Origin of the sequence: Streptomyces sp. NBC_01445, assembly GCF_035918235.1 — a bacterium.
GTDB lineage: Bacteria > Actinomycetota > Actinomycetes > Streptomycetales > Streptomycetaceae > Streptomyces.
Genome location: NZ_CP109485.1, coordinates 971,104 through 995,518, shown reverse-complemented (window position 1 = coordinate 995,518; position 24,415 = coordinate 971,104). Strand labels below are relative to the sequence as shown.

The 24,415-nt window shown below is 71.7% G+C and carries 24 protein-coding genes; 9 read left to right on the top strand and 15 right to left on the bottom strand.

The genetic code is table 11. The features are described 5' to 3' along the window. Positions 1-117 precede the first annotated feature (117 nt). Positions 118-1,188 carry a LacI family DNA-binding transcriptional regulator gene (locus tag OG574_RS04880; RefSeq protein ID WP_326772028.1) on the top strand — a complete coding sequence of 357 codons (1,071 nt, stop codon included), beginning with the start codon at positions 118-120 and terminating at the stop codon, positions 1,186-1,188. A gap of 66 nt (positions 1,189-1,254) precedes the next feature. Here OG574_RS04880 and OG574_RS04875 read toward each other — a convergent pair whose 3' ends face one another. Both OG574_RS04875 and OG574_RS04870 read right to left on the bottom strand, forming a co-directional pair. Continuing rightward, positions 1,255-1,635: a luciferase domain-containing protein gene (locus OG574_RS04875; protein ID WP_442816792.1), complete on the bottom strand. Its 381-nt coding sequence runs from the start codon at positions 1,633-1,635 to the stop codon at positions 1,255-1,257. 191 nt (positions 1,636-1,826) lie between these two features. Then, positions 1,827-2,696 carry a phosphotransferase gene (locus OG574_RS04870; protein ID WP_326772027.1) on the bottom strand — a complete coding sequence of 290 codons (870 nt, stop codon included), beginning with the start codon at positions 2,694-2,696 and terminating at the stop codon, positions 1,827-1,829. A 58-nt stretch (positions 2,697-2,754) separates the two neighbouring features. Between OG574_RS04870 and OG574_RS04865 the strand changes: the two genes are divergently transcribed. Beyond that, a complete protein-coding gene (locus OG574_RS04865; protein WP_326772026.1) occupies positions 2,755-3,312 on the top strand; it encodes an HAD domain-containing protein in 558 nt (185 codons plus the stop codon). A gap of 78 nt (positions 3,313-3,390) precedes the next feature. On the opposite strand, the gene OG574_RS04860 is transcribed toward OG574_RS04865, so the two are convergent. Then, the gene (locus tag OG574_RS04860) at positions 3,391-4,290 is read right to left on the bottom strand and encodes an aminoglycoside phosphotransferase family protein (RefSeq protein WP_326772025.1); all 900 of its coding nucleotides are present in this window, start codon (positions 4,288-4,290) and stop codon (positions 3,391-3,393) included. A 104-nt stretch (positions 4,291-4,394) separates the two neighbouring features. After that, complete coding sequence (locus OG574_RS04855; RefSeq protein WP_398379454.1) at positions 4,395-5,324, bottom strand: helix-turn-helix domain-containing protein; 930 nt, start codon at positions 5,322-5,324, stop codon at positions 4,395-4,397. Positions 5,325-5,420: 96 nt separating this feature from the next. On the opposite strand from OG574_RS04855, the gene OG574_RS04850 reads away from it, so the two are divergent. Beyond that, positions 5,421-6,932 carry an alpha/beta hydrolase gene (locus OG574_RS04850; RefSeq protein WP_326772024.1) on the top strand — a complete coding sequence of 504 codons (1,512 nt, stop codon included), beginning with the start codon at positions 5,421-5,423 and terminating at the stop codon, positions 6,930-6,932. Here the strand turns inward: OG574_RS04850 and OG574_RS04845 are convergent. Beyond that, the gene (locus tag OG574_RS04845; protein WP_326778362.1) at positions 6,929-7,363 is read right to left on the bottom strand and encodes a MarR family winged helix-turn-helix transcriptional regulator; all 435 of its coding nucleotides are present in this window, start codon (positions 7,361-7,363) and stop codon (positions 6,929-6,931) included. The two genes, OG574_RS04850 and OG574_RS04845, sit on opposite strands and share 4 nt — an antisense overlap. Positions 7,364-7,417: 54 nt before the next feature. On the opposite strand from OG574_RS04845, the gene OG574_RS04840 reads away from it, so the two are divergent. Next, positions 7,418-8,023: a TIGR03086 family metal-binding protein gene (locus tag OG574_RS04840; protein ID WP_326772023.1), complete on the top strand. Its 606-nt coding sequence runs from the start codon at positions 7,418-7,420 to the stop codon at positions 8,021-8,023. A 42-nt stretch (positions 8,024-8,065) separates the two neighbouring features. Here the strand turns inward: OG574_RS04840 and OG574_RS04835 are convergent, their stop codons facing one another. The 5 genes from OG574_RS04835 to OG574_RS04815 are packed head-to-tail and all read right to left on the bottom strand — an operon-like array spanning position 8,066 to position 13,365. Then, positions 8,066-8,722 carry an ABC transporter permease gene (locus OG574_RS04835; protein WP_326772022.1) on the bottom strand — a complete coding sequence of 219 codons (657 nt, stop codon included), beginning with the start codon at positions 8,720-8,722 and terminating at the stop codon, positions 8,066-8,068. After that, on the bottom strand, positions 8,722-9,456 hold the full coding sequence (locus OG574_RS04830; protein ID WP_227299323.1) for an ABC transporter permease: 735 nt from the start codon (positions 9,454-9,456) through the stop codon (positions 8,722-8,724). Before OG574_RS04830 ends, OG574_RS04835 begins: the two co-directional genes overlap by 1 nt. Continuing rightward, positions 9,453-10,406, bottom strand: coding sequence for an ABC transporter ATP-binding protein (locus tag OG574_RS04825; RefSeq protein ID WP_326772021.1), 954 nt, complete (start codon positions 10,404-10,406; stop codon positions 9,453-9,455). The genes OG574_RS04830 and OG574_RS04825 overlap by 4 nt, the downstream gene beginning before the upstream one ends. A gap of 17 nt (positions 10,407-10,423) precedes the next feature. Next, a complete protein-coding gene (locus tag OG574_RS04820; protein ID WP_326772020.1) occupies positions 10,424-11,320 on the bottom strand; it encodes an ABC transporter substrate-binding protein in 897 nt (298 codons plus the stop codon). A gap of 2 nt (positions 11,321-11,322) precedes the next feature. Beyond that, entirely contained in the window at positions 11,323-13,365 is a 2,043-nt protein-coding gene (locus OG574_RS04815; RefSeq protein ID WP_326772019.1) for a CocE/NonD family hydrolase, read from the bottom strand. Positions 13,366-13,513: 148 nt separating this feature from the next. On the opposite strand from OG574_RS04815, the gene OG574_RS04810 reads away from it, so the two are divergent. From OG574_RS04810 to OG574_RS04800, 3 genes are all read left to right on the top strand, one after another. Beyond that, the gene (locus OG574_RS04810; RefSeq protein ID WP_326772018.1) at positions 13,514-14,341 is read left to right on the top strand and encodes an N-formylglutamate amidohydrolase; all 828 of its coding nucleotides are present in this window, start codon (positions 13,514-13,516) and stop codon (positions 14,339-14,341) included. Positions 14,342-14,498: 157 nt separating this feature from the next. Further along, the gene (locus tag OG574_RS04805) at positions 14,499-15,482 is read left to right on the top strand and encodes an alpha/beta fold hydrolase (RefSeq protein ID WP_326772017.1); all 984 of its coding nucleotides are present in this window, start codon (positions 14,499-14,501) and stop codon (positions 15,480-15,482) included. Between the two features lie 139 nt (positions 15,483-15,621). Beyond that, the gene (locus OG574_RS04800; protein ID WP_326772016.1) at positions 15,622-16,257 is read left to right on the top strand and encodes a dihydrofolate reductase family protein; all 636 of its coding nucleotides are present in this window, start codon (positions 15,622-15,624) and stop codon (positions 16,255-16,257) included. Between the two features lie 29 nt (positions 16,258-16,286). Here OG574_RS04800 and OG574_RS04795 read toward each other — a convergent pair whose 3' ends face one another. Further along, the gene (locus OG574_RS04795; RefSeq protein ID WP_326772015.1) at positions 16,287-17,354 is read right to left on the bottom strand and encodes a class I SAM-dependent methyltransferase; all 1,068 of its coding nucleotides are present in this window, start codon (positions 17,352-17,354) and stop codon (positions 16,287-16,289) included. Between the two features lie 250 nt (positions 17,355-17,604). On the opposite strand from OG574_RS04795, the gene OG574_RS04790 reads away from it, so the two are divergent. Continuing rightward, positions 17,605-18,426: a VOC family protein gene (locus OG574_RS04790; protein WP_326772014.1), complete on the top strand. Its 822-nt coding sequence runs from the start codon at positions 17,605-17,607 to the stop codon at positions 18,424-18,426. 9 nt (positions 18,427-18,435) lie between these two features. Here OG574_RS04790 and OG574_RS04785 read toward each other — a convergent pair whose 3' ends face one another. The 3 genes from OG574_RS04785 to OG574_RS04775 form a co-directional block, all read right to left on the bottom strand. Then, positions 18,436-19,203: a sulfite exporter TauE/SafE family protein gene (locus OG574_RS04785; protein ID WP_326772013.1), complete on the bottom strand. Its 768-nt coding sequence runs from the start codon at positions 19,201-19,203 to the stop codon at positions 18,436-18,438. A gap of 207 nt (positions 19,204-19,410) precedes the next feature. After that, positions 19,411-20,217, bottom strand: coding sequence for an alpha/beta fold hydrolase (locus tag OG574_RS04780; protein ID WP_326772012.1), 807 nt, complete (start codon positions 20,215-20,217; stop codon positions 19,411-19,413). A 142-nt stretch (positions 20,218-20,359) separates the two neighbouring features. After that, positions 20,360-20,554 carry a hypothetical protein gene (locus tag OG574_RS04775; RefSeq protein ID WP_234374259.1) on the bottom strand — a complete coding sequence of 65 codons (195 nt, stop codon included), beginning with the start codon at positions 20,552-20,554 and terminating at the stop codon, positions 20,360-20,362. A gap of 462 nt (positions 20,555-21,016) precedes the next feature. Here OG574_RS04775 and OG574_RS04770 point away from each other — a divergent pair, with 462 nt between their 5' ends. After that, the gene (locus tag OG574_RS04770) at positions 21,017-22,678 is read left to right on the top strand and encodes an ABC-F family ATP-binding cassette domain-containing protein (protein ID WP_326772011.1); all 1,662 of its coding nucleotides are present in this window, start codon (positions 21,017-21,019) and stop codon (positions 22,676-22,678) included. A gap of 159 nt (positions 22,679-22,837) precedes the next feature. Here OG574_RS04770 and OG574_RS04765 read toward each other — a convergent pair whose 3' ends face one another. Further along, a complete protein-coding gene (locus tag OG574_RS04765; RefSeq protein WP_326772010.1) occupies positions 22,838-24,322 on the bottom strand; it encodes an FG-GAP repeat protein in 1,485 nt (494 codons plus the stop codon). Between the last annotated feature and the right edge of the window lie 93 nt (positions 24,323-24,415).

The following is a 24,415-nucleotide window of genomic DNA, read 5'->3' as shown; positions in this document are numbered from 1 at the left end:
CCTTTTGCAAGGCGAAACTAATGCGCTTTAGAGTCTTGAACTCAAGCGCATTAGTGTCTGACCGTATGCGCTAGGCTGGTCGGGGCCCACCGGGGTTCCACGGGGAAAGGGGCACCTGTGCCAGCCAAGCGGTCTCCCGCGCGCCGACCGACCATGAAGGACATCGCGCTCAGGGCGGGTGTCTCGGAGAGCGCCGTGTCCTTCGCGCTCAACGACCGGCCAGGAGTCTCCGAGGTGACCCGCGACCGGGTGCGGCGGGTGGCCGAGCAGCTCGGCTGGCGGCCCAGCACGGCGGCCCGCGCCCTGTCCGGCGAAGGCGCGGCCACGGTCGGCCTGGTCGTGGCACGCCCGGCGGACACGCTGGGCGTGGACTCGTTCTTCCTCCAGCTCATCTCCGGCATACAGGAAGTCCTGGCGGAGCGTCACCTCGGCCTGCTGTTCCAGGTGGTGGAGGACGTCGAGGCCGAGTGCGCCGTCTACCGGCGCTGGTGGGCCGAGCACCGGGTGGACGGCGTGCTCGTCGTCGACCCCCGCACGGCCGACCCGCGCCCCGCACTCCTCGACGAACTCGGGCTGCCCGCCGTGGTGATCGGCGGAGTGCCCGACGCGGAGCATCCTGGCATGTCGACGGTGTGGGCGGACGACGCCGGCGCGATGGCGTCGGTCGTCGACGAGCTGTACGCGCTCGGGCACCGCCGCATCGTCCACATCGCAGGCCTGCCGGGCCTCGCGCACACCGAGCGGCGCATCCGCACCCTGCGCGCCGAGGCCGAGCGCCGTGGCCTGACCGAGGTGCGCTCCGTGACCACGGACTACTCGGACGCCGAGGGCGCCGCGGTCACGCGCCGCGTCATGGAGGGCGACACACCCCCGACTGCGCTCGTCTACGACAACGACGTGATGGCCGTCGCCGGGGTCGCCGCCGCCGGTGAGCTGGGTTTCTCGGTCCCCGGCGACGTGTCGGTGGTGGCCTGGGAGGACTCCCCGCTGTGCCGCATGGTCAAGCCCTGGCTGTCGGCACTGTCCCGCGACACGGTCCAGTTCGGCCGCACCGCTGCCCAGGAACTGACGGCACTCCTGGACGGCGGCCCGTCGCGGACGGTCCAGGTGCCGCTGCCGCGACTGATCGAGCGCGACAGCACGGGGGCGGCGCGGGGCGCCGAGACAGCGGCGAGCGGGAGCAACTGACGTGCGGCCGACGTCAGTTGCCGAGCCTCCGTCGCGTACTCCCGCTCACGCACCCCGGCGCTCCCGTCAGTGGCCGTGCGGCAGCATCCGGCCGACGGCCTTCCACGCGTCGTGCACGCGGCCGTGATGAGCGGACGCTGCCACCGGTCCGGCCGCGCGCGGCGAAGGCATCGCCCGCGGCTCCCAGTCGCAGGGCGGAGCCGTACGGGCGGTGCGCGGTCCGCCGTACTCCTCCTCGGGCCCCCTGACCGCGTCGTGTTCCTTGAGCGCCACGCTGATGAGTGTCAGCAGGAGCGCCACGTCGTCGTCGCAGTCGAGCAGCACGGTGATCCACGAGGCGCCGGGGCGCACCCGGATCGCGGTGCTGTCGCGCAGCTGCGGAAGGAGGCGTTCGACCGCCGTCCGGGTGAGGTACAGATCTGCCGCATCGTTGGCATGGAAATGCACGATGTCGCACCCCGCTGTCCCGAAGGAGCGCCCTACGGCGCACCGGGGAGAGCCACTTACCAGGTTCGGCCACGACTCCAGCTGGGTCATGGCGCGATGGGCCGCGGTCATGTGGACATGGTTGCGCACTCTTCACCCCGTCAACCAGCCCTATTCACCGCCTGCTTGATGAATCGGCGGTTTCGGGAACCTCATGGGGGAGGAAGGGGACGGACCGACCCCGTGTCGAGGCCTTCGAGCAGTGCTGCCCGGAACGCCTCGCGCCCATCGCTGAGCCACGACTGAATCCGGTCCCAGCGCTCCCAGCCGCCGCGGTCGCGCAGCGCCTGGAGGTAGGCGGGGTCCCCGTCGGCCACGCGCCGGGCGACGAACGCCCGGCATACCGCGGCGGCCTGTTCGACGACCTCCGGCAATTCGGCGCGCTCTCGCGGCGAGAGCCCGTAACCGTCCGCGAGGAGCCGCAGCCGGCCCGGGGCGTCCAACGGGTGAGAGGGGTCAGGTACCGGATAGTGCGGGGCCGCGGACTCGGGGTCCCGCATCGGGACCCAGTAGCCGGCGGTCATCGCGACATCCCAGACCGGGCGGCCCGGGGCCGCCTGGTCGAAGTCGATCAGGGCCACGGCGCGGCCGTCCCGGAAGACGACGTTCTCCAGGCACACATCGTTGTGGCACAGCATCGTTCCGCCCTCGGGATCGGCCAGCTCCCCGGACCAGCCGGCGGATACGTCCACCGCGACGCGCGCACTCGCCTCGTGCAGGCGCCTCAGCAGGACCCCGACAGACCGGAGCGCGGTCTGCGACATGGCCCAGGGCGGAAACGGCGGGACGGCCACGTGGCCGGGAATGAACCCCAACTGCTCACGCCCGTCGGCACGGACACCGACCGGCACCGGAGCCGCGTCGAATCCCTGATGCCGCAGCGCCGCGAGGTAGGCGTGGAGCGCCCGGGCATTCGGCGGCGCCGGCCGCTCGACCACGTCGCCCCGCCGGAAGACCGCGCCCGCGTTCATCATGCCGCCGGCCAGTTCGTGGCTGTCCGCAGGCCCCGTGTCCCCAGTCATGCCCGTCACACTAGCGGCGTGGCCCCGGGCGTGGCGCCCGAGTCGCTACGGTGCTGAAGTGACCGGATCCGAGCACCTTCCGCTGCTCTTCCTCGACGTCGACGGGCCGCTGATTCCGTTCGGCGGGCCGCCGGAGTGCTACCCGACGTATCCGATGTGCCGGCCAGGAGGCCCCGACCCGCTGGGCGCCGACCTGAACCCCCTGCTGGCCAGGATCAACCCCGCGTACGGCCCCCGGCTCGCGGCGCTCCCGTGCGAGCTCGTCTGGGCGACGACCTGGATGGAAGAGGCGAACGACTGCGTCGCCCCGCTCCTCGGGCTGCCGCCGCTGCCGGTGGTGGACTGGCCCGACCCGCCGGTTCGGGACGCACGCGATGAAGGGCACGGCGTGCGTGGCCTGCACTGGAAGACCCGCGCCCTGGTCGGCCAGGCGCAGGGCCGTCCCTTCGCATGGGTCGACGACGAGATCACCGACATCGACCGCGCCTGGGTCTTCGCACATCACGCGGAACGCGCCCTGCTGCATCGCGTAGACCCTCGACGGGGCCTCACGGAGGCGGACTTCGCCTGCCTCGACGAGTGGTTGCGCGCGGCTGCCGACCGATCCGGGGGGTGAGCGCGCCTGCCTCGACCGTGGTTGCGTGCCGCTGCGGACTGATCCGGGGCGGTGTCGGTGCGTGGGCAGGACGGATCGTCAGGCCGCCGCCGTGTCGTCGGTGAGGACTTCCGCGATGACATGGCGGGCGATGGAGGCCATCACCGGGTTGCTCTCCCGGTAGGACCGGAGCTCCAGGAGGGCGACCGACAGGGCCCAGCCGCGGCCCCGTGCCCAGGCGTCGTCGTCCGAGCCCGAGCCGGTCCGGAAGACCTCGCGCGCACCGGCGGGCAGCAGGTACCAGGCCGCGATGAGGTCGACCGCCGGGTCGCCAAGGCCCAGACAGCCGAAGTCGATGACGGCGCTGAGCCGTCCGTCCGCGACGAGCACGTTCCCGGGCTGCAGATCCGCGTGGATCCACACGGCGGGCCCGGCCCACTCCTGCGCCCGTAGGGCCGACTCCCAGACGGCGGCCGCCGCATCACCGTCCAGCTCCGCCCGCAGCTCACGGATCGCCGCACGCGTCACCTCGTCCCGCTGTGCCAGCGGCTCGCTGCGGTAGGAAGCGGGTCCGCCGGTGGCGTCGACGCCCCGGAGTACGGTGACGAACTCCGCCAAGTCCTTTGCCAGAAACGCCGGTTCGGGGGTGCCGCCCGGGGCGGGGTTGGCGCCGTCGAGCCAGCGGTAGACGGACCACGGCCACGGGTAGCCCTCGCCGGGAATCCCCCTGCCCAGGGGCGTGGGGACGGCCACGGGGAGCGCTCCGGCGAGCAGCGGCAGCCACCGGTGCTCCTTGTCCACGTCCTGCGCGGAACCGGCGAGCCGGGGGAGCCGCACGGCCATGTCCTCACCGAGGCGGTACATGGCGTTGGACGTACCCGCCGAGACGACCTCGGTGAGCGGCAGCCCGGCCCACTCAGGGAACTGTGCGTCGACGAGCCGGCGCACCAACGAGGCGTCGATGTCCGCCTCTTCGGGCCGCAACTTACGAGGGCACATGGAAGCCTTCCGCGTAGAGCCACATGGCGCGTCTGCCGTTGCGCCAAGATACGGAGGCGGGCGCCGCCGGCCCAAGCGATTAACCGCCGATGACTGCCCGCCCCTTACGTGGCCTGACGTGCGACCTGGGCGTCGAGCGCGGCGCAGAGCCAGTCGTGGGCGGCCCCCGGTGTCGGCCGCGCAGGACCGGTCAGCTCCGCGACGAGCTGCCAGTAGTGGTCGATGCGCGGATCCGCGGCCAGCACCCCGCTGAGCGTGCGGCGGAACGCGGGGGTGTCACGTACGCCCCGTGAGGCGGCGTAGGCGGAGACGAAGCAGTCCAGCGCCTCGCCCTCCCGGGGTGACCGCTGGTCGCACAGGTGCGGTGACGCAAGTGCGTAGGCCTCGCTGAGCCCTTCGTAGAGCACCCCGGGGCGGAACCCGTCCTCCGTACGATGTGCCGCCGGCTGCCCGCGGTCGCCGCCCTCGCAGGAACGCGAGGTGAAGGCGTGCAGCCGGGCGAACGTCAGGACGTGGGCCGGAGTCGGGTCCGCCGGAGGCTGCGGGACGGCCTGGTCGAGGACGGCGGAGACGACCCGCGCGGGCATCCGGGCCGGCAGCCACCGGCGCCAGAACCGGGCCGGTGCCGTCGTGCTGGGCGGGGCGGACATCGCGCCGACGAGCAGCAGCCGCTCGGCGCGCTCGGCGGGCGCGCAGTCCTGGAGCAGCTGAAGCGCGGCCTCCCGCCAGCGCAGCGCGGCCAGTTGGGAGCCGATGTCCCGCAACTGCCCGGCGACGACGTCTTCAAGAGCGCCGTCCAGCCCGTCCTCCTCACCCAGCACGCGCCGCACGTCGGGCACCGGCAGGTCGAGGGCGCGCAGGGATCGGATGACGCGGAGCCGGTCGAGCGCCTCGGGCCCGTACCGGCGATGGCCACCCGTACTGCGCGGGCCTTCGGGCAGCAGACCGCGGTCCGAGTAGAAGCGGACCGTCTTGACGGTGACGCCCGCACGTTCGGCGAGCTCCCCGATGGACCACATGCTGTCGGCGGACACTGCTTGAACCTCCCTCAGGGGGAGTTCCTACGGTACCGGCGAGTGCGGACGGCCGGTGCGGCCGGTCCGTGGACAACGGCGCGGAAGGAGAGGGACATGACGGCATTCATTCTGGTGGCGGGGGCCCACACCGGCGGCTGGGTATGGCGGGATGTGGCCGCCGGGCTGCGGGACGCGGGGGCGCGGGCGTACGAAGTGACACTCAGCGGCATGGACGGCGGAGGTGGTGCGGCGGGTCCGGGTGTGGACCTGGAGACGCACATCGAGGAGCTGGTCCGGCTGATCGACCGGATCGAGGGGCAGGACGTGGTCCTCGTCGGCCACTGCTACGGCATCCACCCGGTGCGCGGTGCCGCGGACCGGCGCTCCGAGCGGATCTCCAGGATCGTCAACGTGGATGTCGGCATCCCCGAGGACGGCGACCCGGCCCTCAAGCTGGTGCCCGACCGGACGGACCGCGAGCGCGTGCTGAGCCTGGCCCGGGAAGACAGCGCCGGGACGCTGCCCGCGCCGGCGGTGGAGGAGTGGCAGCGCTGGGGCAGCGTCGCCGGCCTTCCGGCCGAGGCACTGGCACGGCTGACCGAGCAGGCCGCTCCCCAGCCCCTGCCCACGCTCACCCAGCCGCTGCGGCTGTCCGGCGCGGTCGCCGAACTGCCGACGACCGGCGTCCTGTGCACGGCCAACGGGTCGAGCATCGCCGTGGTCGAGGCCATGGTGGGCTTGGGTGACCCCGCGTTCCAGGCCCTCGCCGACCAGGGTGTCACCTTCTTCGAACTCGGCACCGGGCACTGGCCGATGCTCTCCGCCCCGCGTGAGCTCGTGGACGTCCTGCTCCGGGCCGCCGCGGGGAAGGGACACCGCGTGGCCGCCGTGCGCGAGCAGCCCACGCATCTGCGGCCGTTCCTCATGGACGTCGAGGAGCGGCCCCGGGAGCGGACCGGCCGCGTCGACCTGCATCTGCCCGACGCCGAAGGTCCCCGGCCTGCTGTGGTGTTCGTCCACGGCGGACCGGTACCGGCCGGTGCCCGGCCGACACCGCGCGACTGGCCCGCCTTCGTGGGCTACGCGCAGTACGCGGCGAGCCTGGGAGCCGTCGGCGTGACCGTGGACCACCGGCTCCACGAGCTGACCGCGTACGGGCGGGCCGCCGACGACATCGCCGAGGCGATCGAACTGGTACGGGCCGATCCACGCGTGGACGGCGACCGTGTCGCGCTGTGGTTCGTCTCCGCAGGCGGACTCCTTGCGGCCGACTGGCTCGCGGCGCCGCCGTCCTGGCTGCGGTGCGTGGCGGCCTCGTACCCGATTCTCGCGCCGCTGCCGGGTTGGGGGCTCGCCGACAGCCGGTTCCGCCCGGCGGCGGCGGTTCGTGGTGCGGGGCGGCTGCCGATCGTGCTGACGCGGGTGGGGCTCGAACGCCCTGAAATCGCGGTGACGGTCGAGGAGTTCGTGTCCGCGGCAGCGGACTGCGGCGCCGCGCTCGAGGTGATCGACGTTCCGCTCGGCCACCACGGCTTCGAGACGATCGACCCCACCGGCGAGTCGCGCGATGCGGTGCGACGGGCCATGCGCTCGGTACTCGGACACATGGGAGCAGGGACCGACTAGGGCGTGTCCGCATCCGGGGTGAGGGTGTGGACCGCGTCGAGGAAGACCCGGCGGTCGGCCGCGGGGAGCCGGGCCAGGAGGCGGTCCTCGTGCGCGTGGATGTCGGCCTGCGCGGACCTGCGCACGCGCCGGCCGTCGTCGGTGATGGAGAGGAGCCGGACCCGGCGGTCGTGCGGGTCCGGGGTGCGGGAGATCAGCCCGTTCTCCTGCAACGTGTCCAGCGTGGAGATGATCCGGGTCTTGTCGGCGCCGATGGCCGCCGCGAGCGCGGCCTGCGTGCGGACCGGGCCGTCGTCCAGGGCGCTGAGGACGACGTATCCCCACATCGAGATCCCGTGCGACGCGAGCACCGGCAGCTCGGCGGCGATGAGGGAACGCACCAGGGGCTGCAGCATCGCGGCGAGGTCGCGCCGTCCGCCGTTCTTGGCCATCACGCGCCGATGATAGACGTTGACATGTGATAGGCGTCGGCGGATCATAAGCGTATGCCTACGAATAAGGATCTGGTCGCGCTCGACGCGGAAGCGGTGCGTACGAGCGTCGACGTGGTGGCGCGGGCGACGGCCGGGGACCTGGTCAGGCCGACGCCGTGCGCCGGGTGGACGCTGCGTGACCTGCTCGGTCACATGGCCGCGCAGCACTACGGATTCGCCGCGGCCTCGCGCGGAGAGGCGGACATCGCGGTGTGGCAGCCGCGTCCCCTCGGGGACGACCCCGTCGGGGCGTACCGCGCGGCTGCCCAGCACGTCCTGGAGGCCTTCGCCGTCGACGGGGTGACGGAGCGCGCGTTCCCGCTCCCGGAGATCCGCGACGGCGGACCGTTCCCGGGAGCACAGGCCGTCAGCTTCCACCTCGTCGACTACGTCGTGCACTCCTGGGACGTGGCCCGGACCCTGGGTCACACGGTGACGTTCGACCCCGAACTCCTCGATGCGGCGCTCGCCGTGGCGCGGGTGGTGCCCGGAGGCGAGGCGCGCCTCGGCCCCGGTGCGGCCTTCGCGCCGGCGGTCGCGGCCGACGGCGGGACCCGGCTGGACGAGATCGTCGCGACCCTGGGCCGCTCACCGGCATGGCAGCCGACCCCTACCTAGGCTCTTTTGTGCGGAGTGCGCGGCCCGACAGCGGTGTGCCGGTCACCCACTCCGTCCCGCGAGGACCCCGCGCGGGGTGAGCCGACTGCGGAGCGCTCCGAACAGGGCGTCCGCGGCCAGCGCCAGGACCGCCACCCACAGAGCGGCGGCGATCACCCCCGACAGGCCGTACGACACCTGGTTCAGGATGATGTCGCCGAGTCCGCCGCCGCCGGCGACCGCGGCCAGGGTCGCGCTGGAGATGACGTACACCGCCGCGATCCTGATGCCGGTGAAGAGCACCGGCAGGGCCAGGGGCAGCTCGATGCGGGTGAGGATCTGCCACTCCGTCAGGCCCATGCCGCGTCCGGCGCGCACCAGATCCGGGTCCACCTGCTCGACCGAGAGGTACGCGTGGGTGAGCACCGGTGGGACCGCCATCACCACCAGTGCCGTCAGTACATTGACGAATCCGATGCCGAGCAGCCCGAGGAAGATCGCGATGAGCGCCAGCGACGGCAGCGCACGGCCGATGTTGGAGATGCTGACGGTGAGGAAGGAACCCTTGCCGCGGTGGCCGAGCCACACGCCGAGCGGGAGGGCGAGGACGAGGGCCACCGCGACGGCGGCGGCGGAAAGCTTCAGATGGTCCACCGTGCGGTCGGCCAGAAGTCCGAAGTGGTCGGCCATGAACGAGAAACTGGCGAAGAAGGTGTGCATCAGACGGTCCTCCGCGTCCGGGCCCACGGCGTGAGCAGCCGTCCCACCAGCACGATCAGTCCGTCCGCCGCCAGAGCGAGCGCGACGGCCAGCAGCCCGGCCCCGATGAACTGGGTGTTGAACGGCGACTGAAGGCCCTGGATGATCGGCGAGCCGAGCCCTTGGTCGATGATGAACGCGGCGACCTCCACCACGCTGATCGTGGTCACCGTCGCCACGCGCAGCCCGCTGATCACAGCGGGCAGGGCCAGCGGGAGTTCGATGCGCCAGAGGATCTCGCGCCGCGTGAGCCCCATGCCCTCGCCCGCCCGGCGCACCTCCTCCGGCACCTCACCGAGGCCCGTCAGCGACGACTTGAACAGCACCATCAGCGTGTACGACACCAGCGCGATCTCCGCGGTGAGGACGGAGAGGCCGAACACCGGGACGAGCAGCGTGAACAGGGCCATCGGCGGGATCGTGTAGAGGAACGAGGTCAGACCACCGAGCGGCTTCACCAGACGGCGCCGGAAGTGCGCGAGCAGCGCCAGCGGAAACGCGATGAGGAATCCGACACCGACCGCGATCACCGTGAGCCGCACATGCTGGACGAGCGCGGGCCCGAACATGCTGGAGAAGTTGGCGGTGAACCAGTCGACGCAGAACAGGCCGTTGTCGCGCACGCAGGAACTGACCGTTCCGAAGTCGGGGATCACCGGCTGTGGGCCGGCCGCCGCGAGCAGGGCGGAACTCACGCCGCCTCCCTGATGAGGTCCACGGTCACGCTGCCGACGGTCATCCCCGACTTGTCGGCGACCGGCAGCCGCTCGGCGCCTCCCGCGAGCAGCGCCGACAGCGCGGTCCGCAGGGTGTCGCCGGTGCGGAGCGACGCCTCGTCGTCGCCGGTCGCCGGGTCGAGCCTCAGCTCGCCGAGGCTGCGCAGCGTCAGCGCCTTGAGGCCGCGGTCCGTGCCGACGAAACGCGCCACGTAGTCGTCGGCGGGCTCGCGCAGGATGCGTGCGGGGGAGTCGTACTGGAGGAGCCTGCCGCCCTTGGCGAGGATCGCGACGCGGTCGCCCATGCGGACGGCCTCGTCGATGTCGTGGCTCACGAACAGCGTGGTCTTGCGGACCTGTTCGTGCAGCCGCAGGAACTCGTCCTGCATGTGCTCGCGCGTCACCGGGTCCAGTGCGCCGAACGGCTCGTCCATCAGCATGATCGGCGGGTCCGCGGCCAACGCCCGTGCGATGCCGACGCGTTGGCGCTGCCCACCGGACAGCTGGGCGGGATAGCGGTCCGCGTACTCCTTGTGGGGAAGGCCGACCAGTTCGAGCAGTTCGCGGACGCGGTCGGCGGTCCGTGACCGCTTCCAGCCGAGGACCTGCGGGACCGTCGCGATGTTCTCCTCGATCGTCATGTGCGGGAAGAGCCCCGCCTGTTGGATGACGTAGCCGATGGAGCGGCGCAGTTCGATGACGTCCTGGTCGCGGATGCTGCGCCCGTCGATGCGGATGTCGCCGTACGTGAGCTCGGTGAGCCGGTTGACGAGGGTGAGTGCGGTCGTCTTGCCGCAGCCGGACGCCCCGAGCAGGACGCAGATCTCCCCGGCCGGGACGGTCAGGGACAGTGCGTCCACGGCGGGTTCGGCGGAGCCCGCGTAGGTCTTGGTGGCCGCGTCGAAGACGATGTCGGCAGCGCTCTGCATGATCGTGGGCTCCTCGGTCACTTCAGGTCGTTGGCGCGCAGGAATCGGTCGGCGACCTTCGCCGGACTCAGCCGCATCATGGCGGCGGCTTCGTTCAGCGCCTGCATGGCCTTCTCGGTGAGCAGCGCGTTCACCGCGTCGAGCGGCTCGGTGAGCCGGCTGCCGTACCGCTCGACGAGCGAGCGCCGTACCACAGGCGACACGTTCTGGAAGCCGAAGATCGCCTGGTCGTCCTCCAGAACGGTGAAGTCGTAGCGCCGCAGCTGGGGGTCGGTGGTGAAGACGTCGGCGGCGTCCACGTCACCGTTCTTGAGCGCCGGGTACTGCAGGCCGATGTTGAGCGGCCTGACCTTCATGGCGGAGAGCCGGTACGCCTTGACGATGGCGTCGTAGCCGAGCGGGCCCGTGATGTTGTCGGGGTACTCGGCATACGAGATCCGCCCCATCCGGCGCAGATCGCCGACCGTCCGCAGCCCGTGCTTACGTGCGTCGGAGGCGCGCACGGCGACGGCGTTGCGGTTCTGGAACGGGGTAGGTCTCAGCAGGGTGAGCCCGCGCCCCTCCTCGAATCTCTTCGCCGCCTCATATGTTCCGTGCGCCGTGACGGGCATGCTCTTCGGCATCGCGAACGTCTGGAGGATCACGCCCGTGTACTCGGGATAGAGGTCGATCTGGTGGCTGCGCAGCGCTCGGTCGATGATGTCGGCGCTGCCGATGTTCGACTTGAGGACGACCTGGAAGCCACGGGCCGTGAGGATCTGCGCGTACAGCTCGCCCATCACCCACGACTCGGTGAACTGCTTCGAGCCGACGGTGATCACGGGGCCGGTGCCCGCGACGGAGCCGGCCGCCGTGCTCACCCCGGCTGCGGCCGCGACGGCGAGGGAGCCGGTGAGCAGGGTGCGGCGGCGCATGCTCACACTCCCCGGCGAGGTATCACGGCATCGGTGGTGCGGTGGTACACGCGATCGTCCCCTTCGTGGGCGGTGATGGTGTTGGTGACGGTGAACGCCTGGGCATCGGCGCTCATGTGACTGATCGTCATGACCTTCCAGCTCCAGTCGCCGCGCCCGCCCTCCTCGGTGCGTTCGCACTCGACGAGCGCGGAGTGGGGATCGCCTTCGGTGAGCGTGAAGCGGTCGACGCTGTCGGTGCGCCGCCAGGCCCCGTCCGCGAGGTCGGTGAACTCGCCGTCGTCGACGCGGAGGGTGACGACGGTCGTGCCGCTCACCGGATCGTGCTCGACGCGGCGCCCGGTGGCCCCGGGGGACTGGCGCAGCGGCGCGGGAAGATCCGGCAAGGGCTCCCCGTACGGGCGCAGCTTCGCGTCGTCGGCGCTCGCCGGGCGTACGGGCAGGTGCAGCGCGGCGGACGGCGCCGGGTGGAGCGTGACCGTGACGGGCCGCGGCGAGGGCCAGGCCAGGGGCCAGTACGAGGCCGAGACCGCGACGCGGATGCGGTGACCGGGCGCGAAGGAGTGTGCTGTCGCCACCAGCGGCACGGTCACGTCGTAGGCGCGCCCCGGCTCAAGAGCCTGCGGCTTCTCGTGGCCGTCGCGATGGGTGAGGTTGAGCAGGCCGCGCGTGACCAGACGTGAACTGCCGTCGGGTGCGACGTCGTTGAGGCGTACGGCGAGCTGCGCGTGCGGGCGGTCGGCACTGACGCGAAGGGTCACGGTCGGCACGCCGAGGATCGCGGCGCTCTCGTCGAGGGGCACGGTCGTGAAGGTGTGCGAGAGACCGTCGTCACCGCCCTGCGGACCGAACTGACCGGCCGCGTCGCCGAATTGGAGCCAGGCGCCACCCGCGGTGCCGGTCATCCGAGTGCTGTCGAGGCGCACGGCACGCTCGCGCAGCGGATCGCTCCCGGCGGCCGTCCCCGCCGACTCGCCGCCCAGGGCGTACGCGCGCCGCTCGATCCGGGGCGACGGCCAGCTCTCCTCGGCGACCCAGCGCCCCGGCCGCACATCGCGGTCGCTGCCGGGCGCCGCCCACTCGGGCATCCACACCCGCAGCGCCGGATCGTCCAGGGCGCCGCTGTCCCGCCCGCGCAGGAACTGGTCGAACCAGCGCACGACCTCGGCGTGGAAGTCGATGGCCGGTCCGGGTTCGGCCTGGTGCGGATAGGTGTGGGCCCACGGCCCCACCAGCCCCCGCACCGGCACTTCGAGCCCTTCGAGCAGACGCAGTACGGCCCCGCAGTACGGGTCGTACCAGCCGCCGACGGCAAGCACCGGGGCCTGGATCGCGCCGAAGTCCTCGCACACGGACCCGTGCTTCCAGTAGGCGTCGCGCGCCTGGTGCCGCAGCCACTCCTCCACGTACACGGGGGTGTCCGCCATCCGCCGCAGCCACTGCTCGCGCCAGCCGTCGCCGACGACGGCCGGATCGGCGGGGCGGGCGTTGTAGGCCAGCATGGTCGACGCCCACGGCAGCATCTCGGAGGCGATCAGCGAGCCGCCGGTGTAGTGGACGTCGTCCGCGTACCGGTCGTCCGTCGAGCAGACCGTGACGACCGCCTTGAGCGCGGCCGGGCGCAGCGCGGCGATCTGGAGGCCGTTGAAACCGCCCCAGGACTTGCCGATCATGCCGACGTTCCCGTCGCACCACGGCTGCCGCGCCAGCCAGTCGATCACCTCGACGCCGTCGGCCAGTTCCTGCTGCGCGTACTCGTCGAGCATCAGCCCGTCCGAGTCACCGCTGCCGCGCAGGTCGACGCGGACGGCGGCGTAGCCGGCCTCGGCGAAGCGGGCGTGGAGGCTGTTGTCGCGAGCCGCCGTCGCGTCGTTCTTGCGGTACGGGATGTACTCGAGGACCGCGGGGGCGGGGCGGCTCCCGGTGGCGGGCAGCCACACGCGGGCGGCGAGCCGTGTGCCGTCCGCCAGGGGGATCCAGAGGTGGCGCAGCAGATTCGACGGTGCGTCGGGCAAGGTGAAGAACTCCTCGCGAACGAAGGTCACATGCGTAGGTCCGGGCGGGACGGCAGGGCCCCGCCCACCACTACTCAACGGCTGTTCAGTAGTGGATGACTGGGCACCCTACCCGCGGCCCCCGCGCGCCGTAACCCCGTGTTTCACCAGTTGGGATCGGGCGGGGGAGAGTGGGCACATGGACACCACGGACAGTTCCGTACAGGACACCCGGCCGTCGTACCGGCTGATTCCCGGGAGCGCGGCCTCGCCCGTCCTCCTCCACGTGCCGCACGGCTCGCGTGTCGTGCCGGCGTACGTCCGGAAGGGCATCGTGCTCGACGACGTGTCCCTGGAACGGGAGTTGGACCTGATCACGGACGCCCATACGCAGGACATCGCCGAACTCGCCGCGCGTGACGCGGCGATGACGCCCTGGCGCTTCGTCAACGAACTCTCCCGCCTCGTCGTGGACCCCGAACGCTTTCCCGACGAGCGCGAGGAGATGAGCGCGGTCGGCATGGGTGCGGTGTACACCCGCACCACCCACCGTGAGGTCCTCAGGCCCGAACCTCCCGCCGATGTTCCCGAGCTCCTCGAGACCTACTTCCACACCTACGCCGCCGCGATGACGGACGCCGTCGAGGACCGGCTCGCCGCCGCCGGGCGCGCGGTGATCGTCGATGTGCACTCGTACCCGAGCCGGGCCCTGCCGTACGAACTCCACGGCGCGGCCCCGCGCCCGCACGTGTGCCTGGGCACCGACCCCTTCCACACCTCCGACGCCCTGCTCGCGCAGGCGCGCGCCGCCTTCGGCGGGCTCGGGGACGTCGCCCTCGACACACCGTTCGCCGGGACCTACGTGCCGCTGCGGCACTACGGCAAGGACCCGAGGGTCAGCGCACTCATGATCGAACTCCGACGGGACGTGTACCTGGACGAACCGGTGACGCCCACGCCGGGCCTGCCCGAAGCCGCCACCGCGCTGGCGGAACTGGTGGACATGATCGGCGGCGCGGGCGACTGAGCCGAACGCACTCCAGCAGATCGCCTCGGCCCAGCGGATTCTTTGCCGGAACGGCAAGAAGGGTCGGTGGCGCGCCATGGCCCGTTGCATGATCGGCGTCAGGGCAGCCATCGCCGGTCGCACCCGGCATGGCCGCACGGTGTCTACAGGAGGTCGCATGTCGCAGCAGGCCGCGCAAGCCACACACCGACTGGTCGACGGGCCCGCGGGCCGGATCCACCTCGTGGAGCAGGGCACCGGGCCGCTCGTCCTGCTCGTGCACGGGTTCCCCGAGAGCTCGTACTCATGGCGCCGCCAGCTGCCGGCGCTCGCGGCGGCCGGATACCGGGCAGTCGCCCTCGACGTACGCGGCTACGGCCGCTCCTCGAAGCCCGCCGACCCGGCCGCGTACGGAATGCTCGACCTGGTGGACGACAACGTCGCCGTCGTGGACGCCCTCGGCGAGCGGTCCGCGGTGCTCGTCGGGCACGACTGGGGCGCGAACATCGCCGCCTACTCGGCCCTGCTCAGGCCGGAGGTCTTCCGCGCGGTCGCGCTGCTGAGCGTCCCCTACACCCCGCCCGGCGGACCGCGGCCCAGCGACATCTTCGCGGGCATGGGCGGGAACGAGGAGATCTACGTCTCGTACTTCCAGGAGCCCGGGAGGGCCGAGGCGGAGATCGAGCCGGACGTGCGCGGTTGGCTCGCGGGCATCTTTGCCGCGCTGTCGGCCGACACGATGGCCGCGCCCGGCGCACCCGACCCGCACTTCGTCGCCCGGGGCGGAACGATGCGTGAACGCTTCCCCGTCGACCGGCTCCCCGCCTGGCTCGACGAGGCCGAACTCGACGTATACGCAGGGGAGTTCGAGCGCACGGGACTGACCGGAGCGCTCAACCGTTACCGGAACATGGACCGGGACTGGGAGGAACTCGCCGCCCTCCGAGGCGCCCCCGTCACCCAGCCCTCCCTGTTCATCGGCGGCGCCATGGACGCGTCCACCACGTGGCTGTCCGATGCCATCGACGCCTACCCCACCACCCTGCCGGGCCTGCGTTCGTCGCACATCCTCGACGGCTGCGGCCACTGGATCCAGCAGGAGCGCGGCGACGACGTCAACCGCATCCTCGTCGAGTGGCTGGCCGGGCTCCCCGACGCCTGAGGGGTCGCCTGGCCCGTGCGCGCTGCGGTGACGGGATTCGTGGAAGAAAATCGGGACGGGCTGTCGATCCGGCCCCGCACCGATCGACGCAGGGGTGAGAGCGGGAACGGACCGCTACCGTCACCACCAAGGAGACGTCATGCCCAAGCTCCGCGTACACAACGTCACTGTCTCGCTCGACGGGTTCGCCGCCGGTACCGACCAGCGCATGGACGCGCCCTTCGGCGACGGGATCGACGACGGCCTGCACGACTGGATGTTCGCCGCGATGAAGGACCACGCCGACGGCAAGCAGGGCGTCGACGTCGAGTTCGTCGCCCGCAGCGAGGACAACATCGGCGCCACGATCATGGGCCGCAACATGTTCGGCCCCTATCGCGGACCGTGGGAGAACGAGGCGTGGACCGGCTGGTGGGGCGACAACCCGCCGTTCCACCACCCGGTGTTCGTGCACACGCACCACCCGCGTCCGTCGGTGTCGATGAAGGGCGGAACGGACTTCCACTTCACCGACGAGCCCGTCGAGACGGTCCTCGCCAGGGCCTACGAGGCGGCGGACGGCAAGGACGTGCGCATCGGCGGGGGCCCGGCCACGATCCAGCAGTACCTGCGCGCCGGTCTCGTCGACGAACTGCACCTGGCCATCGTGCCGCTCCTCGTCGGCAAGGGAGAGCGCCTGCTCGACAACCTCGGCGACGGCGTCGACGGCTACGAGGTCGTGGAACTCGTCAGCTCCCCGGCGGCCACGCACGCCCGTCTGGTCCGCCGCTCCTAGGCCGGCGGACACCCGGCAACCGGCGACAGTCACTTACGGGCCACGTAGTACACGTTGAGGATGTCGCCCTCGACCTGCTCCACGTCGATGTCACCGAACCCGGCGTCGGCGAGCATCTGCAGCGCCCGCTGCCGCCCCCACACCGAGCCGAGCCCCGCGCCGCCCTCGCCCAGCGACACGGTCATGCAGTAGAAGACCGAGAAGGTGTACAGGGCGGGTCCGAGGGGATGGTCGATGTTCTCCTCCAGATTGCTGGAGGCGGAGATGTCGCCCATGAGGAACACGCCGTCGTCGCGCAGCGCGGCGGCCACCGCGTCCAGGGTGCGCGCCGGGCGGGCCAGGTCGTGGATCACGTCGAACGCCGTGATGAGGTCGTACGTACCGCTGAGATCGGCGGTGTCGACCACGTCGAACCGGACGTTGTCGAGGCCGAGCCGCTCCGCCTCGGCGCGTGCGGCCGCGATGCCCTTCTGGGAGATGTCGACCCCGCGGAACCGGCTCTTGGGGAACGCCTGGGCCAGCAGATTCACCGCATGGCCCTGCCCGGTCCCGATGTCCAGCGCGTCGATCCCGGCGCGCAGCCGCTCCGGCAGGCCCGGCGCCAGCGGAACGATCGTGTCGACCAGGGCCACGTCGTAGACGCGCCCCGTCTCCTCGGCCTGGAGCTCCTGGAACCGCGGATACGAGGAGTAGGGGACGCCGCCGCCCGTGCGGAACGCGTCGAGGACCTCGTCCTCGACAATGCCGAGGAGCGCGAGGTCCTGAAGGAGCGAGGCCGTGTTCTCCGGCCCCGCTGCCCGGGTGAGAGAGGCGGCGTGCTCGGGCGGGAGCCAGTACGTGCCGTCGGCCGGCCGGTATTCGACGACACCGGCGACGGTCAGACCGCCGAGCCACTCCCGTACGTACCGCTCGTCGAGATCCGCGGCCTTGGCGATCTGGACGCTGGTCGACGGCGGAAGAGGTGCCATCGTGTCGAAGAGCCCTGTCCGATGGCCGAGGCTGCACAGATAGCCCAGACACGCGTCATTGACCACCTGGAGCATGCGCCCGGCGAACTCTTCTTTCCGCTCGGAATCGACTGCCTGCCCGGTCGTCATCGTGGACTCCTTCCGGCGGGACCGCGGCACCACCCTCCCCGAGACCACGAAGCCGACGCGGCACCACCCACAGCGTGCCCGTTCGGCACCTTTTATGCTGATTCTACGCTGGGCGCTCCGAGGCGCCTCCGGCTTCATGGCCTCTAGCCCGGCGGCTTCCGGCCAGGTGCGTGTCGCCCAACTGGGCGATGGCCGCACGAGGCGGTTCTTGCTGCAATGGGCGCAGGCCGTGATTCAGGGATGGTGCACGATGACCGACAGACTGGCCACCGAGGCCGGTGACGAGGACGGCCCGCCGAGCGGCGCCGTGCTCGGGGCCCCTTGCTGGGTGAGCCTCGCGGCGCACGACCTGGCCGCCACCACAGCGTTCTACGAGGCCGTGCTCGGCTGGGAATTCCGCCCGGGCCGCCTCGGCGACCGGTTCGCCGTCGCGATGGCGGACGGCAGACCGGTGGCGGGCATCGGCGCCGTGGCGTCCGCCCTCGGCGTGGCCACGGCCTGGCTGCCGTACTTCGCCGTCGGTGACCCGGACGAGACGGCGAGCCGGGTCCGCGAACGCGGCGGCACCGTGGGTGTGGGCCCGATCCCCTTCCCGCTGGGCCGCGCCGCACTGGTGGCCGACAGCAGCGGCGCCGCTTTCGGGATCTGGTCCGGGCACGTCGAACGGGAATGGAGCGGATGCCACCCCGAGGCGCACGTCAGGCTCCGGCTCGTGACCAGGAACGCCTTCGACGCCGCCATCTTCTACGGCGAGGTCCTCGGCTGGACCGGGCCCGGCGGCTGCGACGTCCGCTACGAGAACGAAGAGGTCGTCCTGGTCTGCGGCGGCCTGTCCATGGCCCGGATCAGCTCCGGCGCTGTCGAGGCGGCCCCCGATCCCGACGTCCGGCCGCACTGGGAGGTCCAGTTCACCGTGGACGACGTCGCCGAGTGCGCCCGCGCGGCGCTCAAGCAGGACGGCACCGTGGTGGGCGAGTGGGAGGACGAGGCCGGACGCTGGGCCGCCGTGCGGGACGCCCAGGGTGCGCCGTTCACGGTCTTCGAACCCGGTGGGGGTGTCTTGGCGGGGTGAGCGCCTCGGTCACCGGAGCAGCAGCTGGACGACGGCGAACGTCCCCACCGTCACGACGAGGGCGCGCAGGACCCCGGGGCTGAGGCGTCGGCCTGCCTTCGCGCCGAGCTGACCGCCGAGGGCGGAGCCGACCGCGATGAGCAGTACGGCCGTCCAGTCGAAGTCGGCGACGAACAGGAAGAAGAGGGCGGCGACGGCGTTGACGAGGGCGACCAGGACGTTCTTGACGGCGTTCAGGCGTTGCAGTGGCTCGTCCAGGAGCATGCCCATCAGCGCCACGTAGAGGATTCCCTGCGCGGCGGAGAAGTAGCCGCCGTAGACGCTGGCGAGCGTGAGGGAGGTGAACAGCAGCGGCCCCACGTCGCCGTGCGGGCGCGCGCCGGACCGCTCGCGCCGGCGCCGCACCCGGCCGCTGATCAGCGGCCGGAACGCGACCAGGACGACGGCGAGACCTACGAGGACCGGCACGATCGTCTCGAACGCAGTGGCCGGAAGGGCGAGCAGAAGCGTCGCGCCCGCGAACCCGCCGAGCACGGCACCACCACCCAGCTTCAGGATGCGCCGCCGCTGCCCGGCGAGTTCGGTGCGATAGCCGATGGCCCCGCTGATGGATCCCGGGATCAGACCGAGCGCGTTCGACACGGTCGCGGTCACGGGCGGCAGGCCGGTGGCGAGCAGAACCGGGAACGTGATCAGAGTCCCGGAGCCCACCGCGGTATTGATGGCTCCGGCGCCCACCCCGGCCGCACAAACGGCGACCATCTCCCACACCGTCACTCCGCCCCGCCCCTCTCCCCTTCGTTTTGCATGCCGCAGAGGCTAGGCCGCGGACAGTTCGGCGCCGGTCGAAGCGTCCGCGGCGGCCGAAGCCGGGGGACGCCGAACTCTCCCCAAAGGATTCGCGAAACCAGGATCGCCGGACCGCACCAGGCCCGTGCCGTTCTTCGCGGACGAGCCGGGGGAGAAGCTGTCCCGGTAAATCCCTTAATCGGGCAGGGAGTTGAGGAAGCGGATCAATGCGGCGTTGACGGCATCGGGCTGTTCCATGTTCGGCAGATGTCCCGCGCGCTCGACGACAGCGAGGGTCGCGTGCGGGGTCAGCCGCTGAATGGCCCGGGCGTCCTCAGGTGGGGTGTACACGTCGTCCGCGCCCACCACGATGAGCGTGGGAGCGGACGTGGCTGCCAACGTCTCGCGGTAGTCCGCTCGTTCGGCGCGCCCGCGCAGGGCCGCGGCGGCGCCCGCCGGGTCGGTGGCGCGCATCATCTCCAGTACGTGCACGGCGACTTGGGGCATTGCTGTGACGTTGTAGGCGGCCAGCATCTTGTCGATCACCTCACCCGCGTAACCGTGCATGCCCTCCGCGAGGAGCCGGTCGGCGAGGCGGTTGCGGAAGGCCCTGCCCTCGTCGGTCTCGGCCACCGGCGAGGTGTCGGCGAGGACCAGGGCCCGCACGCGCTGCGGGTGGCTGCGCTGGAACTCCATGGTGATCTGGCCGCCCATGGACACGCCGCCGACGACGGCGCGGTCGAGCTCCAGGTGGTCGAGGAGGGCGGCGATGTCGTCCGCGAACGCGGGGAGGAGGACGGTGCCCGCGACTGTGTCGCTGTCCCCGTAACCGCGCAGGTCAGGGGTGATGAGGCGGTATCCGGCGGCGGTGAGCGCGGCGGTCTGGTGGCGCCACATGGTGCGGTTGAAGGGGTGGCCGTGGATCAGGACGACGGGCGCGCCGTCCGCCGGGCCCAGGTCGTCGAAGTGGATCGTGGCACCGTTCGAAGTGAGGCGGCTCATGCGGGCACTCTAGGGCCGCGATCGTGACCGGCCGGCGGCGGGCGGTCACCACTCGTGTGCGCGGGGGCAGCGTTCGACGCGGGGGCAGCGTTCCGTGACCCCGTGTCGCAGGACGTAACGGTGTGGGCGGCCGGCCCGTGCGTCAGTTGTGGCCGAACTTCCGCGGCGGTTTGTGCGAGTGGTGCTCCGAGATCCGGCGTGCGGGCTCCTCGGAGGGGTCGGTCGCCTTCGTGATCGGCTCCGGCGTCGACTTCTTCTCGGCGGCGGGGGCGCTGCGGTCATGGTCGTGGCCGCCTGAGCGGGCGCCGCGGTTGTGTCGGCTCTGTTTCTTGCTCATGATCGCTCCTCCTGCCGGAGTGCGCCGGAAGCGAGTGCCCGACGGTAGTCCGACCACCTCCAGACTTGCACGCGGCCGCGCATGGTGCATGTCGGGCGCCCAGGGTGCACGGCGGGCGGGATAGGGCCCGTGACCTGGGGATCTTGCCTTCCGATCACCCGCTCGTTAAGGTTTTCAGCGTCTCTGTTGTCTCCGATTGAGGTGGACGTTGCGCATCTGAGGATCGCGATCACCGCGCCGTACGGCCTTCGCCGCCGTACGCCCGTCACGCCGCAGCGGCCGTTCCGTGCCGCCCGTGACCCCGCGTGGATGCGACCTCGGTGCATGAGCCGTCCCCGATGATCTGTCGGACAGCCGCACCCCCCTTGCCCGGTTTTCGGATCTCCGGATTCCCGGCTCGGTCGCCGCGTGGTGCTCGCATACGTAGCCCCCTCCCACCGCGCTTGCGAATGCGAGAACACCATGGCGACACCCACCGCGCCCAGCGCCTCCCTGACCTGCTCCGGCCTGTCCTTCCAGTGGCAGGACGGCACGCCCGTCCTCGACGGGCTCTCCCTCTCCATCGGCCGGGGCCGTACCGGACTCGTCGGCACGAACGGCACCGGCAAGTCCACACTGCTGCGCCTGCTCGCCGGCCAACTCGCCCCCTCCCAGGGGTCGGTGACCGTCGGCGGCAGCCTCGCGTACCTGCCGCAGAACATCACCCTCGACACCTCGATGCGCGTCGACCAGGCCCTCGGTATCGCAGAGCGGCGCGCCGCGCTGCGCGCCATCGAGAACGGCGACGTGAGCGAGGAGCACTTCGACACGGTCGGCGACGACTGGGACGTCGAGGAGCGGGCTCTCGCGACCCTGGGCTCACTCGGCCTCGCGGACGTCGAACTCGACCGCACCGTCGGCCAGTTGTCCGGCGGCGAGACCATCCTCCTGCGCCTCGCCGCCCTGCTCCTGGAGCGCCCCGACATCCTCCTGCTGGACGAGCCGACCAACAACCTGGACGTCTTCGCACGGCGCAGGCTCTACGAGGCCGTCGACTCCTGGCGCTCCGGCGTCCTCGTCGTGGTCAGCCACGACCGCGAACTCCTCGAACGGGTCGACCGCATCGCCGAACTGCGCTCCGGCTCCGTGAGCTGGTACGGCGGCGGCTGGTCCGCGTACGAGGAGGCGCTCGCCACCCAGCAGGAGGCGGCCGGCCGGATGCTGCGGGCCGCCGAGGCCGACGTGCGCCGGCAGAAGCGCGAACTGGAAGAGACCCAGATCAAGGTGGCCCGCCGCGCCAGGCAGAGCAAGAAGCTGGACGCCCAGCGCAAGGCCCCGCGAATCGTCGCGGGGGAGAAGAAGCGGTCCGCGCAGGAGTCCGGCGACAAACTGCGCGGACTGCACGAGGACCGGCTCGGCGAGGCGCACGAGCGGCGCGAGGAGGCCGCGGAGGCGATCCGCAACGACGCCGAGATCCGCGTGAGCCTGCCCCACACCGCCGTACCCACGGGCCGTACGGTCCTGAGCCTCGACGAACTGAGCCTCCCGCACGGCAAGTTGCGCGACGGCAGCCTCCACATCCACGGCCCCGAGCGCATCGCGCTGGTGGGGCGCAACGGAGCCGGGAAGACCACGCTCCTGCGCACCCTCACCGGTGAGCTGGAACCGCTGTCGGGCGAGGCGAAGACGTTCGTCCCGCTGCGGTTCCTGCCGCAGCGCCTCGACGTACTGGACGAGCAGTTGAGCGTCGCGGCGAATGTGGCCCGCATGGCCCCGGGCGTCACCGACAACCACATCCGCTCACAGCTCGCGCGGTTCCTGTTCAAGGGCGCCCGCGCGGAGCAGCCGGCCGGCACTCTCTCCGGCGGCGAACGCTTCCGTGCGGCACTCGCGGCGACGATGCTCGCCGCACCGGCTCCGCAGCTCCTGATGCTCGACGAGCCGACCAACAGCCTGGACATGGCCAGCGTGCGGCAGTTGACGAGCGCACTGGAGTCGTACGAGGGCGCCCTCCTGATCGCCAGCCACGACCTGCCGTTCCTCGAATCGATCGCCATCACCCGCTGGCTGCTGCTCGGCGAGGACCTTCAGGAGACGACCGCGGAGGAGGTACGCGACCTGCTGGAAGCGCCGGAGACCGGGTGAAGCGAGGGCCGTGGTCGGGGCCGGTCCCGGGATCGTTGATCGATTGGCGGGGCCGCAGGTCCGGCATCAACGCCTCCGACCCGAAACGCCCCAGGGCGGCACCATGCCCCTCGCCGGCGAACCGGGCCACACGGGACGGTCCCCCCGGGCGGCTGAGCCCTACGCGGTGCGCGGCGGGAGCCCGAGGCCGGACGGATCCAGGAACTGGATCCGTCCGGCCGTGCCAAGTCCCTCCGGGGTACCCGGGAAGAGCCAGAGGCCGCCCTTGCCACGCCGATAGCCGGGGGCGTTCGCCACCACGTCGGAGCGGCCGTCGCCGTTGACGTCGAGGAGCGGGAACGTGGCGGCGAACCCGTCACCGCCCGACGGGTCGTGCTTGCCGGGCAAACCGGGGGTGTCGAGGTCGAAGGCGGTCGCGTTCGCGCCCGTCGGGGAGCCCTCGGGACCGCCCGGCAGCAGCGTGAAGCGGCCGTTGCCCTGGTCCTCTCCCGGCGTGTCCACGAGCAGATCCGGATGCCCGTCACCGTTCACATCGCCGGTGCCCGCGCCCCTTCCGAAAGCGTCCTTGCCCTGCGAGTCGCCCGGAACACCGGGTGTCTCCTGGTCGAAGACGGCGTTCGGCCGCCCGCCTCCCACACCCGACTTCGACCCGTACGCCACGGTGAGCCGCCCCGAGGCGGGGCCTTCCGCGACACCCACGTCGCGGTAGCCGGGCGCGAGAATGTCCTCGATCCCGTCGCCGTCGACGTCACCGCTGCGCGGCACCAGGACTCCGTCGTACGTATCGTTGCCGAGGTTCCCGGGCGGCCGGGCCGGCGTCAGCCCGCGGGGGCTGCCCCGGAAGTACGTCACGTACGGGCCGTTGTCGACCGGCGGATCCGTGTCCGCCTCGTCCGGGCTGGGGTCGGTGAACATGACATCTCCGTAGCCGTCGCTGTCGAAGTCCCCGCTGATCGCCTGGCTGGGGCTCGCCGTGCTCTTGAGTTCGGTGGTACGGGCGGGCGCGCCGTCCTTGCCGAAGGGCCCGTAGGCCACCAGGCCCTGCCGGTCCGGCAGTTCGGTGTCGTTCCCGTGGGGGTGGTACCCCGCGTAGACCAGGTCGACGGCCCCGTCGCCGTCGACATCGGTGGCCGCGCTCGCCGTGACGAGACCGGCGGCCTTGACGGGGACCGGGTCGCCGAGGCCCTTCTTTCCACCGGGCAGGATCACGGCAGTGCCTGGGTCGTCCCGGCGCGCCGGATCCTTGGCGAGGTGGTCGGTCCGCGTCGCGACCAGGTCCGTGTAGCCGTCACCGTTGAGGTCGGCGCGGAGCAGCGGACCGTAGAAGAAGTCGCGGTAGGTCCTGCGGCGCCCGGGGTCCAGGCCCTTCGCGGAGCCGGGGAGGACGAGCAGGTGATAGCCGGTCGGCTGGCTGAACTTGTTCCGCGTGGTCAGGGACGTCACGAAGTCGTCGTAGCCGTCCCGGTCGAAGTCCCCGAGCCCGCGCTCGCCCGTGCCCCGGCCCGTGGGCACCCTCGGAGCCGGGTCGGCGGTGCGGTCCTCGCGGGCGTCGCCCTCCGAGCAGCCGGCGAGCAGCGTCACCGCGCATCCGCAGGCGATCAGGGCCTGCGACAGACGACGGCGATTACGGGGCGCAAGGGACAAGACGTTCCTCCTGGGTCTCCTGTGAGTTACGGATTGGACCGCTCAGAAACAGCCATGGTTGCGGTCCGGAAGGTCGCGGTTCAGCAACGTCGC